Annotated in this window: 12 protein-coding genes; 8 read left to right on the plus strand and 4 right to left on the minus strand. The window is 68.1% G+C overall.

Annotated features, from left to right (window positions below):
* The first annotated feature begins 145 nt into the window (after positions 1 to 145).
* On the plus strand, positions 146 to 1,309 hold the full coding sequence (locus Aple_RS39930; RefSeq protein ID WP_155349970.1) for an acyl-CoA dehydrogenase family protein: 1,164 nt from the start codon (positions 146 to 148) through the stop codon (positions 1,307 to 1,309).
* A 246-nt stretch (positions 1,310 to 1,555) separates the two neighbouring features.
* Here Aple_RS39930 and Aple_RS39935 read toward each other — a convergent pair whose 3' ends face one another.
* Entirely contained in the window at positions 1,556 to 2,389 is an 834-nt protein-coding gene (locus tag Aple_RS39935; RefSeq protein WP_218038738.1) for an alpha/beta fold hydrolase, read from the minus strand.
* 100 nt (positions 2,390 to 2,489) lie between these two features.
* Positions 2,490 to 3,101, minus strand: a complete 612-nt coding sequence (locus Aple_RS39940) for a GNAT family N-acetyltransferase (RefSeq protein WP_155349972.1) — start codon at positions 3,099 to 3,101, stop codon at positions 2,490 to 2,492.
* 125 nt (positions 3,102 to 3,226) lie between these two features.
* Here Aple_RS39940 and Aple_RS39945 point away from each other — a divergent pair, with 125 nt between their 5' ends.
* Entirely contained in the window at positions 3,227 to 4,231 is a 1,005-nt protein-coding gene (locus tag Aple_RS39945; protein ID WP_155349973.1) for a GntR family transcriptional regulator, read from the plus strand.
* 79 nt (positions 4,232 to 4,310) lie between these two features.
* Here Aple_RS39945 and Aple_RS39950 read toward each other — a convergent pair whose 3' ends face one another.
* Entirely contained in the window at positions 4,311 to 5,846 is a 1,536-nt protein-coding gene (locus Aple_RS39950) for an endonuclease/exonuclease/phosphatase family protein (RefSeq protein WP_155349974.1), read from the minus strand.
* A gap of 382 nt (positions 5,847 to 6,228) precedes the next feature.
* Here Aple_RS39950 and Aple_RS39955 point away from each other — a divergent pair, with 382 nt between their 5' ends.
* The 6 genes from Aple_RS39955 (at position 6,229) to Aple_RS39980 (ending at position 11,846) form a co-directional block, all read left to right on the plus strand.
* Entirely contained in the window at positions 6,229 to 6,537 is a 309-nt protein-coding gene (locus Aple_RS39955; protein WP_155349975.1) for a hypothetical protein, read from the plus strand.
* Positions 6,538 to 6,736: 199 nt separating this feature from the next.
* Positions 6,737 to 7,660 carry an STM4015 family protein gene (locus tag Aple_RS39960; protein WP_155349976.1) on the plus strand — a complete coding sequence of 308 codons (924 nt, stop codon included), beginning with the start codon at positions 6,737 to 6,739 and terminating at the stop codon, positions 7,658 to 7,660.
* A complete protein-coding gene (locus tag Aple_RS39965; RefSeq protein WP_246265077.1) occupies positions 7,657 to 8,772 on the plus strand; it encodes an STM4014 family protein in 1,116 nt (371 codons plus the stop codon). Before Aple_RS39960 ends, Aple_RS39965 begins: the two co-directional genes overlap by 4 nt.
* Entirely contained in the window at positions 8,769 to 9,572 is an 804-nt protein-coding gene (locus Aple_RS39970) for an STM4013/SEN3800 family hydrolase (RefSeq protein WP_425544269.1), read from the plus strand. The genes Aple_RS39965 and Aple_RS39970 overlap by 4 nt, the downstream gene beginning before the upstream one ends.
* Positions 9,569 to 10,855 (plus strand): STM4012 family radical SAM protein, encoded by a 1,287-nt coding sequence (locus Aple_RS39975; RefSeq protein WP_246265078.1) that lies wholly within the window; start codon positions 9,569 to 9,571, stop codon positions 10,853 to 10,855. Before Aple_RS39970 ends, Aple_RS39975 begins: the two co-directional genes overlap by 4 nt.
* Complete coding sequence (locus Aple_RS39980; protein WP_373869693.1) at positions 10,842 to 11,846, plus strand: STM4011 family radical SAM protein; 1,005 nt, start codon at positions 10,842 to 10,844, stop codon at positions 11,844 to 11,846. Before Aple_RS39975 ends, Aple_RS39980 begins: the two co-directional genes overlap by 14 nt.
* Here Aple_RS39980 and Aple_RS39985 read toward each other — a convergent pair whose 3' ends face one another.
* On the minus strand, positions 11,847 to 13,058 hold the full coding sequence (locus tag Aple_RS39985) for a DUF6745 domain-containing protein (protein WP_155349979.1): 1,212 nt from the start codon (positions 13,056 to 13,058) through the stop codon (positions 11,847 to 11,849).
* Positions 13,059 to 13,104: the final 46 nt, after the last annotated feature.

The following is a 13,104-nucleotide window of genomic DNA, read 5'->3' on the forward strand; positions in this document are numbered from 1 at the left end:
CCTCCGGTTTCTCGACATCCGTCGCGAGCACGCTAGAACCTTGCCACCAGCGTCAAGGCAATCCGCTCAACGTCCGACGCCGACCCTCCGGGCGTGGGTACCCACCCCGCGTCCGACCAATAGTTGGACGTCCTACAATTCTGTTATGAGTGTGCCTCTCTACTCGCCCAGCGAAGAGCACGAGATGCTGCGCGAAGCCGTCCGCGCCCTCGCTGACGAAAAGATCGCCCCCCGCGCCGCGGCCGCCGACGAGAACGAGGAGTTCCCCGCCGACGTCTACAAAGACCTGGTCGCGGCCGACTTCCACGCCGTCCACATCCCCGAGGAATACGGCGGCGCCGGCGCCGACGCCCTGGCCACCGTCATCGTCATCGAAGAGATCGCCCGCGCCTGCGCCTCCTCCTCGCTGATCCCCGCCGTCAACAAACTCGGCACCGTCCCTCTCCTGCTGTCGGCATCCGAGGAACTCAAAACCCAATACCTCACCCCGGTCGCCCGCGGCGACGGCATGTTCTCCTACGCCCTCTCCGAAGCCGAAGCCGGCTCCGACGCCGCCGCCATGAAAACCCGCGCGGTCCCCGACGGCGACCACTACATCCTCAACGGCACCAAATCCTGGATCACCAACGCCGGCATCTCCGAGTACTACACGGTCATGGCCGTAACCGACCCGACCGCCGGCCCGCGCGGCATCTCCGCCTTCGTCGTCGAAAAATCCGACGAGGGCGTCTCCTTCGGCCCCAAGGAAAAGAAACTCGGCATCAAGGGTTCCCCCACCCGCCAGGTCATCCTGAACAACGTCCGAATCCCCGCCACCCGCATGATCGGCGCCCCCGGCACCGGCTTCAAAACCGCCCTCGCCACCTTGGACCACACCCGAATCACGATCGCCGCCCAGGCCCTCGGCATCGCCCAGGGTGCCCTCGACTACGCGATCGGCTACGTCAAACAACGCAAACAGTTCGGCCGCCCCATCGCCGACTTCCAGGGCCTCCAATTCATGATCGCCGACATGGCCATGAAACTCGAAGCCGCCCGCCAACTCACCTACGCCGCCGCCGCCAAATCCGAACTCGCCATGCACGGCACCCCCGTAAAGGACCTCACCTTCTTCTCCAGCGCCGCCAAATGCGCCGCCAGCGACGCCGCCATGGACATCACCACCGACGCCGTCCAACTCCTCGGCGGCTACGGCTACACCCGCGACTACCCGGTAGAACGCATGATGCGCGACGCCAAAATCACCCAAATCTACGAGGGCACCAACCAGATCCAGCGCATGGTGATGGCCCGCCAGCTCCTCAAGTAGCCCTTGACGTGCGACAACCCCGCCTCGCTTGTACGGCAGTCGGGGTTCGCCATCCCCTGCCCAGGCCGCGCAGCGGCTCGGCGATGAGACCGCGCCGCTCGTAGTGGCGCGGCATCTGGATGTTGGGGGCGGCAAGTACGCCTGAAGGGCGGCGGGCCGGTCTTGCGCGGGAAGGACGGCTGTGGGCCGTACTGGACCGGCGGCTCGGCACGATCAGCTCGGCCGGCCGTTTCGGGGCGCGCTGGGTCAGTGGCCGGCGAGCTCGGCGAAGATCTCCACCAGTTCAGGTCGGTCGAACGGGCCGACATGGGGTGCCGCGACGCTTCGCACGTCAGTGGGGTTGTCCGGAGTGAGGCGGTCGGCCTCGTTGATGAATCGGTCTTGCAGCGCCGGCGGAATCAGCCGGTCGAGGGTGAGGCGCACATACGTCCGGGGAATGCGGCCCCAGGTGTGTGCTTCGCCCCGGGCTTCAGCCATGGGAATGCCGGCGGTCTCGTCTGGCTCGAGCATGTTGAGCAGCCGGCTCACCCCTTCGTCGGTAAAGTCTCCGGCCAGGGCATCCTTGACGCCTTGGAACACCGCCGGGTCGGCCGAGCGCCAGTTGAGCCGGCTCACCCCTAGCACCGCTGGATCGGCAACCATCGCCGCGGCCACTTGGGGGAGCAGGCTGTCGCTGTTCTCCGGCGTTTCGAGATAAGCGGCCACGTTCGGCAGGTCCACGCAGCAGTACGCCGCGACATAGACCACCCGATCGAGCAGTTCGGGGATGGCGTTGCCGACTCTGCTCACGGTGACGCCACCCTGGCTCATGCCGACAAGGATCACGGGCCCGTGGCGGCGGGCGCGGCGCACCACATCCACAACGCGCTCGACGTAGTCGTCGATGGTGATCTTTGCGAGCGGCGACGGTTCGGTTGCCAGCGCCTCGAGGTCCTGCGGGGCCTGGTACGAACGGGGGTAGAACGCCTCGCGGCCGTGTCCCGGAAGGTCGACGGCCACGCACCGGTGCCCGCGCAGGGTGAGTTCGTTGGTCAGCCCCGAAGCCCAGGTCGAGGAGGAGTTGGTGCCGTGGATGAACACCAGGGTCGGCGGTCGCCGACCGGCGTCGCGGGTCTCGGCTTCATGGTTCGTTGTCATTGACGTTCTCCTTGTCTGTTGGACGGGTGTTGTGAGTTGGCGGTCAATGCTGCGGTGGGCGCCACATCGGCCACAGAAGTGGGCTGTCCGCCACGCGAACCTGTTCACCGAGGTCCTCGAATCCGTGCCGCTGGTAGAGGGCACGGCTCCGGGGAGAACTCGCCTCCAGATAGGCGGGGAGCCCGTCGGCGTCCGCTCGCGCCAGCCGGTGCCGCAACATCGCCGAGCCGAGTCCGGATCCTTGCCGCCCGCTGATCACCCCCATGCAGGGGAGGTAGAGGTGCGGTTCGCGATCAGGGTGCCGTGGAGCCAGCGCTTGGCCCAGGGCCAGCAACCGCGCGCCGTTCGTACCGAAGACCGCGTGCTGGCCCGCCTCGGATGCGTCCGGTTGCTCCTCATGCGGGGTCTGGCCCGCGGCCAGCGTCAGCCATACCGAGGCGCCCTCGAGACGGCCGGCCAGATACGCCTCGGCGGCGGGATGGGTGAGCAGGGGGCGGTAGAAGTGCGACTGGAGATGACCTCGTTCGGCGGCCTTGGGGAAGAGCCAGCAGACGAGGGGATCGTTCATGAACGCCTCGGTGAGGACGTCCAGCAACGCCTGCTGATCTGCGTCATCCGCCTGTCGCACTGATGCGTACGATGTATCGGCTGTCATGCGTACATCGTATTCATGACTGGAGGGAAAACCAGCATATTCCTAGGTTTGGCGAGCTAAAGTGAACTAGTACTGGAGAGATTGAACTAGTTCACTCTTGACGGACAGCGAATCGGAGGGCTCCTATGCCGTCGTCAACGCAGCGACCGGAACCGCCGTACCGGCGGATCGTCGCGGAGATCCGTGCCCGGATCCTGACCGGCGACCTGCGGCCCGGCGATCGCATGCCTTCCATCCGGCAGATCGCTCAGCGATGGGGCGTCGCGGTTGCGACCGCGACCAAGGTGATGGCCACCCTCCGCGACGACGGGCTGGTCGAAACGAAGGTCGGCGCCGGCACGGTGGTCAGCACCCTCATGGGCCAGACGCGGTCAGTCGGCCCTACCACGCCACCGAGACCACGGCGGGCCGGCGCCCCCAAGCAGCCACTGAACCGGAAGCATGTCCTCCGCACCGCCATCGCGATCGCCGACATCGAGGGACTCGACGCCGTGTCCATGAGGCGACTCGCGGCTGAGCTCGGCGCCGGTCCGATGTCGCTGTACCGGCACGTGGCCAGCAAGGACGAATTGGTGATGCAGATGGCCGATGAGGCCTTCGGTGAAGCAGAGCTACCCGTCCCGGGGCCAGAGGGGTGGCGAGCCAAGCTCGAACTGATCTCCCGCCGGCAATGGGAGCTGTGCCGGCGACACCTCTGGCTGCCCAGGGCCGTCTCGTTCATGCGCCCGTTGCTGGTGCCCAACATGATGGCGCACACCGAGTGGACCCTGCGCGCACTCGACGGGCTTGGGCTGCCCATGACGACACGGATTCGCGAGGCGCTCACGCTGCACGCACTGGTCCTCACCGTTGCGCTGTCCATTGCGGATGAGGTCGAAGCCGAGCAGGAGACGGGTGTGACGCTCGACCGGTGGTGGCTGACACAGCGGCAGCGGGCCGACGAGCTCCTCCACTCCGGACGATTTCCGCTGCTGGCCACGATCACCGGGGAAGAGGTGTCGGACGTGGACGGATTGTTCGAGTACGGCCTTGCCCGCCATCTCGACGGTTTCGCCGCTCTGGTGGAGGATCAGGCCCGAACGCAGAAACCCCGCTCACCGGAGTTCGGCGGCGGGGTTCCTGGCGTCTAGTCTCCGCGGTCCTGAAAGACAGCGCGCATCATCTGATCATCGCCTCTGGCGAGCGCGAGCCCGCGAGCGCTGGGCCCGGTCAGCCGACGATGAACGTGGTCAGCACGGCGGCGTGGTCGGTGGTCCAGGCGTTGTTCTGGTGGTTCGGAATCGGTGCCGGGGTGCCCTCGACGACCGCGTCGGACGACTTCACCGTGAGATCGCCCTTGTAGTGGATGAAGTCGATGCGATCCTGCGGCTCGGGCTCACCCTTGTGGCTGTCGTGACCGTACCCGCCGGTGAACGTGGTGTAGATCGGCGACCAGGTGATGCCGGGGTCGGCGACCGGATCGGGGTGGGCCACGCGGTAGGAGTCCTTCATCCCGGACTGCTCAGGAGCGAGCGAGGTGGGCCAGGGCACGGAGTCGTAACCGCACTTCCTGGTCTCCGGAGTCCAGTCGAGGTGCGAGGGGGCGTTGAAGTCGCCGGTCAAAAGGACGGGCGTACGACCCGCGGCCGCGAGGTCGCCGGACATGGACGACATGATCTCCTGGATCTGGCGCGTGCGCTTCGACTCGGCCTCCCTGGCCATCAGCCGCTCGACACTGAACTTCCCGAAGCACGCGTCGTACGGGCCATACGGGGTGTAGCCGAGGTGCACGTTCCAGATGGCCACCTCGTGCCGGTCGTCCAGCTTGATCTTCGCGTTGATCCCCACCAGGCCCGACTCCGAGGGCAGCGGCCCGCGTGAGGCGATCGGGTACCGGCTGATGATGCCCAGGTCCGCGCCCGCCTGGTAGTAGTCCCAGCCGAGTGCCTCGGCCAGCTCCTTGGCGGACGTGGATGACGTCTCCTGCAGGCCGACCACGTCGATGTCGCGGTCGAGCAGGAACTTCAGCTGCTTCTCCCGGCCGCCCTTGACCTGGCTGCCGCCGTGCCACAGGTTCCAGGACATCGTCGTGAGCTGGGGCACCAGCGGGCCGCCCGGAGGCCGTACGCGGACGGAGACCGTGGCGGTGGCGCTCTCGCCGGCGTCGTTGCGCGCCTCCAACGTGAAGGTGGCGGTCTTCGCCGACGCCGACGCCGGCGGCGTGCCGGTCACGGCGCCGTCCTGGCCGACCCGCACCCAGGCCGGGCCGTTCACCTTCCTGAAGGTCGCCTCGCCGCGGACCGTGCCCGTGACGCTGGCCGTGTACGGGGACTTGGCGCGGGCGTTGCGCAGGGTGAATTCACCGGTCACGAAGTGGAGCGGCTCGCTGCTGACGATCTTCAGCTTCGCGGGCTGTGCCAGCCACCCGTAGCCGTCCTTGGCCAGGGCGTAGGTGATGTAGTTGCCCGGTTCGAGCCCGCTGGTGGGCAGGGTGGCCGTGCCCGAGCTGGAGGGGATGTACACCCACTTCAGCGAGGGGCCGACGAACTTCTGGTCGACGGGTCCGTTGCCCGGGTCGGTGTAGAGGCCGATCCAGTTCTTGGAGTCGGGGCGCGGCGTGGAGTAGGACAGCTCGATCGGGTCACCCGCCTTCACGCTCGCCGTCCGGAGCGAGAGCGTGCCGTCAGGTGTATCGGCGTGGGCGGGGATCGCGGGCAGGGCCACGGCGGCCAGCAGCCCGATGGTCAAGGCCAGCAAACGGGACATAGAAGATCCTTATTCGTCCAATCGGTCGCAAGAAGGATCTAGTACGCGAGAGACCGCAATATTGCCGCAAACTAACAGAAAGTGATCTTATCGGGAACGTATAGGGCTCCGCGACGACGTGGGTTCTCCTCGGACCACCTGACCTGCGGGGCCGATCACGACCACAGGTCGAACGGCATCCCGCCAGGGCCGAAGATCAAGGCGCTCAGGGAGGACGACCTGACGTTCGTCGTCGCCGTCGCGGAGCATTTCAACAGGCTGCGCGCCTCGGGCCATCCGTTCTTCCAGGATTTCCGCAGAAAGGTCCATCCGGGCGAGCGGCCTCAAGGTCCGGCGGGTCTTCGTCCTGGACAAGGGCGAGTGGGACTCGGCGGCCGCCATCGTGGCGGCCCACGCCGGCGCCGGGATCCAGGTCAAGATCGCCGACCTTGCCCGCATCAGGGAGGAGAACGGCACCCTCCTGGAGGACTATTACGTGGCCACGGACAAGGAAGGCCGGCGCATGCTCATCACGCCCCGGGAGAACGACGGCCGGTTCGACCGCGACTACAGGTCCAGGTACGGCGAGCGCCTGATCGCCAAGGAGGAGATCATCATGCGCAAAGCCTTCAGCTTCAAGGAGTTGTGGCGGCGCTCGGTGCCGGCCGAGGAGGTCTATCCCGGCCTGAAGGCGCGGCGCCGGGCGAACTGATCCGGCGCAGGGCGAGTCGGCTAGCAGCAGGAAGACGCCGAAGTCCGGACGATCGGCTTCATTGGCGGACTTGCGGCGTTGTACGGCGAGGTTGGTGGAGGATGGCTTCCGCAGCTCGGGGTACCGCTCGATCAGGCGGGCGTCTTTGTCGGCGGCGGCTGCTAGAAATTGACTTCCCCGCCTTCGCTGAGGAGTCCAAGTGATCCACGCGCATCTCACCGAATTCCACGGCCTGCCCGTTCGCTACGTCGACCAGGAGGCCGGTTTGACGGCCTCGCAGGTCGCCTGGCGCGTCCAAGGGGATTCGTACGAGGAAGATGAGGGGACCTTCGCCGACACATTTGAGCAACTGCTCGAGTGGGACGACTGCGATGAGGTGCGGGCGCTCGTCGTGGGCACGTGGGGGTGGGCCCACAACGACGACCGGGCCGATGTGCCGGTCCGGCTGCTCGTCGAGGCCGCGCCCCGGCTCCCCGCGTTGGAGGCGATCTTCCTCGGCGACTATGTCAGCGAGGAGTCCGAGATCTCCTGGATCGGGCAGGCCGACGTGACGCCCCTCTTGACCGCCTACCCTCGGTTGAAGCGACTCGACGTTCGCGGCGGCGACGGGCTCGGATTGCGGCCCGTCGTCCACACCGCGCTCGAGACGCTCCGTTTCGAGTCCGGGGGCTTGCCCGCCGCCGTGGTCCGCGCGATCGGCGCGTCCTCGCTGCCCGCGCTCCGCCATCTGGAACTGTGGCTCGGTGACGAGCAGTACCAGGGGGATTCCGGGCCGGACGACTGGGCGGCGATCCTCGCGGGCGGCGGCCTGCCCGCGCTGACCCATCTGGGCCTGCAGGACAGCGTGCGGCAGGACGACGTGGCCGCTGCCGTGGCCACCGCGCCGATCGTGGCCCGGCTGGAGTCGCTCGACCTGTCCATGGGCGTCCTGACCGACGCGGGCGCCGAGGCGCTGCTGTCCGGCCAGCCGCTCACCCACCTCAAGCGGCTCAACCTCCGTCATCACTACCTGAGTGAGGAGATGGCCGCGAATGTCGCGGACGGGCTCCGTGGCGTCGAGGTCGACCTGTCCGACCGGCAGGATCCTGAGGACGACTGGCGCTACATCGAGGTGTCCGAATGACGGTGGCCGGCGCCGCCGATCCCCGGATGCCGTCCTTTGCGGTCGTCGGCACGCCGGGGGATCGGCGGGTGAACATGTTCACGTCTGCGCTGCGCGCCCACGGCCTGCCCGAACCATCCGTAGTCGCCTGGCGTGACGTGCTCGCCGGGGCGGAGGTGCGCATTCCGGAGGGGGCACTCGTCCGTGTCGACTCGCCCGGTGAGGACGCCGAGGCCGACGCGTTGTTGCGGGGTCCCGGCTCGCCCACCCGGGTTGGGGGCGGGGCGTCATGGCATGCCGCGTTCGTGCGCGGTCTTGAGCGGGTGCGGCTGGCCGTGGCGCGGACGCCGGGCGCTCGGCTGCTGGGGGACGTCGAGGAGATCGCCGTGATGTTCGACAAGCGGCGCTGCCACGCCCGCCTGCTGGCCGCGGGTGTGCCCGTCCCGCCTGCTCTCGCCGCGCCTATCGACGGCTACTCCCACCTGCGCGAGCTCATGACACGAGCGGGCTGGAGCAGGGTGTTCGTCAAGCCGGCCCACGGCTCGTCCGCCTCGGGAGTCGTGGCGCTCCAGGTTCGGGGTGGTCAGGTCAACGCGGTTAGTTCCGTCGAGCTCGTTGGGTCGGGAGAGCTGCACAACTCGCTTCGCGTGCGTACATATACCGACGAGGCGGAGCTGGCCATGATCATCGATGCGCTCGCTCCCGACGGTCTGCATGTGGAGCGGTGGTTCCCTAAGGCCTCGTGGAACGGGCACGTGTTCGACCTCCGCGTTGTCGTGATCGGCGGGCGGCCCACGCATGTCGTTGTTCGCGCTGGCCGTAGTCCCATGAGCAATCTGCACCTGGGCGGCGCTCGTGGTGATCTGGAGCAGGTCCGGGCACGGCTGGGGGCGGAGGGCTGGGAGCGAGCCATGCGTATCTGCTCGCGGGCGGCCGCCTGTTTTCCCGGTTCGCTCATGGTCGGCGTCGACCTGATGGTGGGCATCACCTGGCGCCGCTTCGCCGTGGCGGAGGTGAACGCCTTCGGGGACCTGCTGCCCCGGCTCACCGGACTCCCCGAGAGCGGTGTCCGCGATCTGGACAGCTACGGCGCGCAGGTGGCATGCGTCCTTTCGCCCTGGCAGGCGGCATGAGGGACATGCGCGCGATCATCGGCACGCACGACCTGCTGCTGATCACCATCGACACCCTGCGCTACGACGTCACGGCTGAGCTGCTGGACCAGGGCAGGCTCCCCACGCTGGCGCGCGTGCTGCCGGGCGGGTGGGAGCGGCGGCACTCGCCGGGCAGCTTCACCTATGCCGCGCACGCGGCGATCCTGGCCGGGTTCCTGCCCACCCCGGCCGAGCCGGGTCCGCACCCCAGGCTGTTCGCCGCCGCCTTCCCCGGCAGCGAGACCACCGCCGCGGGCACCTGGGTATTCGACGCGGGCGATCTGCCGGGCGGGCTGGCCGGCGTGGGCTACCACACGGTGTGCGTCGGAGGCGTCGGCTTCTTCAACAAGCTGACCCCGCTCGGTACGGCACTGCCGTCGATGTTCGCCGAGTCGCACTGGCAGCCGTCGTACGGGGTCACGTCGCCGACCTCCTTCGAGGAGCAGATCGCCTGTGCCGAGCGTGTGGTGCACGACCGCGCGGAGCCGGTGTTCCTGCTCGTCAACGTGTCGGCACTGCACCAGCCGAACTACTTCTACCTGCCCGGCGCGACCGACGACTCGCGCGCCACGCACGCCGCCGCGCTCGAGTACGTCGACCGGCACATCGGCCGCCTCTTCGCCTTGATGACCGCCCGCCGGCCATGCCTGGCCATCGTTTGCTCGGATCATGGGACCGCTTACGGCGAAGACGGATATGTCGGTCACCGCATCGGCCATGAGGTGGTCTGGACGGTCCCGTACGGCGAATTCGTGCTTCAACCAGGAGAGTGGCCGTGAGGCCTTACGAAGGGTACGTCTACGCCTATCCACACAAAACGGCGTACCGTCCGCTTGATCCGCGCCCGCCGCTCAAGGAGGTCTGGGCGGACGAGCGTACCGATGCGCTCTCCCTCTACCTGCATGTCCCTTTCTGCGAGATGCGGTGCGGCTTCTGCAATCTGTTCACCAGGACCGGCGCCCCGGCGGATCTCGTCAGTTCCTATCTCGACGCGCTCCAGCGTCAGGCGGAAGTCGTGCGCCAGGCTCTGCCGCCCACCACCCGCTTCGCCACCGCGGCCATCGGCGGCGGCACGCCCACCTACCTGGAGGCGGCGGAACTGTCCCGGCTTCTCGACCTGGCCGAGCAGACCATGGGCGCCGACTTCTCCACCACCCCGCTCGCGATCGAGACCTCCCCGGCCACCGCCACCCCCGATCGCCTGGCGGTCCTCGCCGAACACGGAACCAGGCGCATCTCGATCGGCGTACAGAGTTTCGTCGACGCCGAGGCCAAAGCCGCACTGCGCCCGCAACGCCGTGCCGACGTCGAAACCGCCCTGGCCGCCATCCGCACGGCCGCGATTCCCACGCTCAACATCGATCTGATCTACGGCATCGACGGCCAAACGCCCGCGACCTGGCGCCAATCCCTCGACGCCGCCCTAGCCTGGCGCCCGGAAGAGATCTACCTCTACCCGCTCTACGTCCGACCGCTCACCGGCCTGGGACGACACGGCCGCGACTGGGATGACCAGCGCCTCACCCTCTACCGCCAGGGCCGGGACCACCTGCTGACCTCCGGCTACGAACAGGTCTCCATGCGGATGTTCCGGCTGCCCGGCACAGCCTCCGACACCGGCTACTGCTGCCAGCGCGACGGCATGGTCGGCCTCGGCTGCGGCGCCCGTTCGTACACGTCACGCCTGCATTACTCCTTCGAGTACGCCGTGGGCGTGCGCCACGTACGCGCGATCATCGACGAGTTCGTCCAACTGCCGCAGCCCGCGTTCGCCTTCGCCAACATCGGCTTCGCCCTCGACGACGCCGAACGCCGCCGCCGTCACCTCATCCAGTCCCTGCTACAGGCGGAAGGCCTCGACCGCGCCTCCTACCGGGAACGTTTCGGCAGCGACGCACTTGAGGACTTCCCACTCGAGGCTTTGGCGGAACGCGGCTGGGTGGAGGACGACTTCACTCACGTAAGGCTGACTCCCGAGGGCTTGGCGTATTCCGACGCCATCGGCCCTGCCCTCTTCTCGGATGGGGTCCGTGGCCTGATGGATTCCTATGACCTCCGCTGACACGCATTGGGACGGGGTTTCTATGGCCTCCGCTGAGGGTGCTGGAGAGTCGGCATCCGCCAGCGGGCGGGTGCCGCTGTCGATATGGGATATCACGCCCCGGCACGTGGACGTGCCGCCGGTTGGTGACGTGCGCAGGCCCCGGGAGCTGACCATTCTCTACCGGGGTCCGCTGGCCAGCTGCGACTACGACTGCGCGTACTGCCCCTTCGCGAAGCGTCGCGACAGCCCCGCCCGGTTACGCGCCGACCGGGAGGCGCTGGCCCGCTTCACCGGCTGGGTCGCGGCGCAGGACTTTCCGATCTCGGTGCTGTTCACGCCGTGGGGTGAGGCGCTCGTCCGATCGTGGTACCGCGCGGCGATGGTGGAACTGAGTCACTTGGCCCACGTTGCCAGGGTGGCCATCCAGACCAACCTGAGCGGCCGGCTGAACTGGCTCGCCGGAGCCAACCTGGACACGCTCGCCCTCTGGGTCACCTACCATCCCAGCCAGGTGACGCACGACCGGTTCCTGGCCAGGTGTCGGGAATTGCTCACCCGCGGAGTGCGATTCAGCGTGGGCGTGGTCGGCGTGCCCGACCAGGTCGAGCAGGCCAGGCGGCTGCGGGCGGAACTGCCTGCCGAGGTCTATCTGTGGATCAACGCCGCCGAAAGCCATGTCTACTCCGATCAGGAGGCGGCGATCTGGACGGCCATCGACCCGTTGTTCAACTACAGCAGGCAGCCGCACCGCAGCTTCGGGCTGCCTTGCCGTACCGGCGAGACTGTGGTGTCCGTCGATGGCGAGGGCACGGTGCGGCGATGTCACTTCGTCACGCAGACGATCGGCAACCTCTACGACGGGTCAGCTCTGCGCGCACTCCGGCCCCGGCCGTGCCCGCTTCCCGTGTGCGACTGCCACATCGGATATGTCCATCTCGAACCGCTCGACCTCTACCGCACGTTCGCCGGCGGCCTGCTCGAACGCGTGCCCGCCGACTGGCCATGTTGATCAGGTCTGCCGCACCGGATCGTACTGTTCCGCGGATAAGCCGAAGGTCCATGCGACGCCTTGGCGTGCGCTGGTGACCCACGGCGGCACCCGCAGGAAGTAGGTTCGGCGTGTGCCATCGGGCTCCGGCGTGGAGTTGACCACCTCGACCATGACGAGGGGCTCGTCGTCGGCGAGTTCGGCCCTCCAGAGCACCCCAGTCTCATCCTTGTGAATGGCGGCGGCTCCGGACTCCTTCAGGTAGCGATCGAGCCCGTAGTGTTCGAGCATCACCCGGCGCAGCTCGGCGTTGGGTTCCAGCCGGATGCTCGTCGCGGACAGGTCGGCCATGGTGGCGCCGAACTCCGGAGGGACGGGCATGCCGTGCCAGGCGTGCAGCGCGAACCCGTCCGGGAAGGCGAGCGCAGGTCCCACAGCTCGGTGCAGGCGCCCCAGGTCGTCACGGTGCAGTTCGGCCGGGCGCTCACAAATCAGGACGACCCGCTCGAAGGGCCACCACCATCCGGCTTCCCGTGCCACGCGCATCAGGCCGCTGATCGAGCTGAGATCGATCTCTAAGGACTGCCCGAGGCCCTCAAAGAACGCGAGCCAAGGAGCGTCGTGCTGCCCGAGAACCGCGCCGAGCGTCGCGCGGCGAAGAAGGGCCTCGAGATGACCGTCCATTTCTGCCTGGCCGCCCGGTTCCGGCCGACGGGCGGCCTCTGGCACGGTCGGTTCCGCAGCCGCGGCGGTATCCGCGGGTCCGGCGGCCAGCTGACCGATGCCTCGCCGTATCTCACCCACAAGCCGGTTGACCCTCGGCCAGCAGTTAGCGTTGATGAACTCCCACGTCGCAGCCCAGGCGACGGGCGTGAGCAGGGAGACAGCCTGGGCTCGGACCCGTTCCCACTGCTGGGTTCTGACGAGGTCGCGGACGAGTGACCCGGGAACCAGCCCGTGGAGCGCCGGGGGGAGGGCGTTCGATCCCCGGAGGGTGCTGCGGGCTTCTGTGTCACCGGCGAGGACAACGGCGGCTACGGCGGCTTGCGCCGGCGAGGCGAACCAGATGATCTGCTCCGGCTCGGGCAGCCCGGCATCGCGGTATGCGGCGCGGACGCCTTCCTCGGCGGCGGCACGGTTCGCCGGTCCGGTGGCGTGGGCGACGAGATCCCACTGATCGACGGCGTCGGCGAGACACGCGGCCAGCTCGGGCTGGAGGGCAAGGGTGGTCATGGGTTTCCTGGTGGTCGGGGGGTGGGCAACGGGACCGGCCGTGTCT

It is taken from the genome of Acrocarpospora pleiomorpha (genome assembly GCF_009687885.1).
GTDB lineage: Bacteria > Actinomycetota > Actinomycetes > Streptosporangiales > Streptosporangiaceae > Acrocarpospora > Acrocarpospora pleiomorpha.

Excerpts from the sequence above, each read along its gene's own strand:
- Aple_RS39930 (WP_155349970.1), top strand. The coding sequence starts at position 146 with ATGAGTGTGCCTCTCTACTCGCCCAGCGAAGAGCACGAGATGCTGCGC.
- Aple_RS39940 (WP_155349972.1), bottom strand. The coding sequence starts at position 3,101 with ATGACAGCCGATACATCGTACGCATCAGTGCGACAGGCGGATGACGCA.
- Aple_RS39945 (WP_155349973.1), top strand. The coding sequence starts at position 3,227 with ATGCCGTCGTCAACGCAGCGACCGGAACCGCCGTACCGGCGGATCGTC.
- Aple_RS39950 (WP_155349974.1), bottom strand. The coding sequence starts at position 5,846 with ATGTCCCGTTTGCTGGCCTTGACCATCGGGCTGCTGGCCGCCGTGGCC.
- Aple_RS39965 (WP_246265077.1), top strand. The coding sequence starts at position 7,657 with ATGACGGTGGCCGGCGCCGCCGATCCCCGGATGCCGTCCTTTGCGGTC.
- Aple_RS39970 (WP_425544269.1), top strand. The coding sequence starts at position 8,769 with ATGAGGGACATGCGCGCGATCATCGGCACGCACGACCTGCTGCTGATC.
- Aple_RS39980 (WP_373869693.1), top strand. The coding sequence starts at position 10,842 with ATGACCTCCGCTGACACGCATTGGGACGGGGTTTCTATGGCCTCCGCT.
- Aple_RS39985 (WP_155349979.1), bottom strand. The coding sequence starts at position 13,058 with ATGACCACCCTTGCCCTCCAGCCCGAGCTGGCCGCGTGTCTCGCCGAC.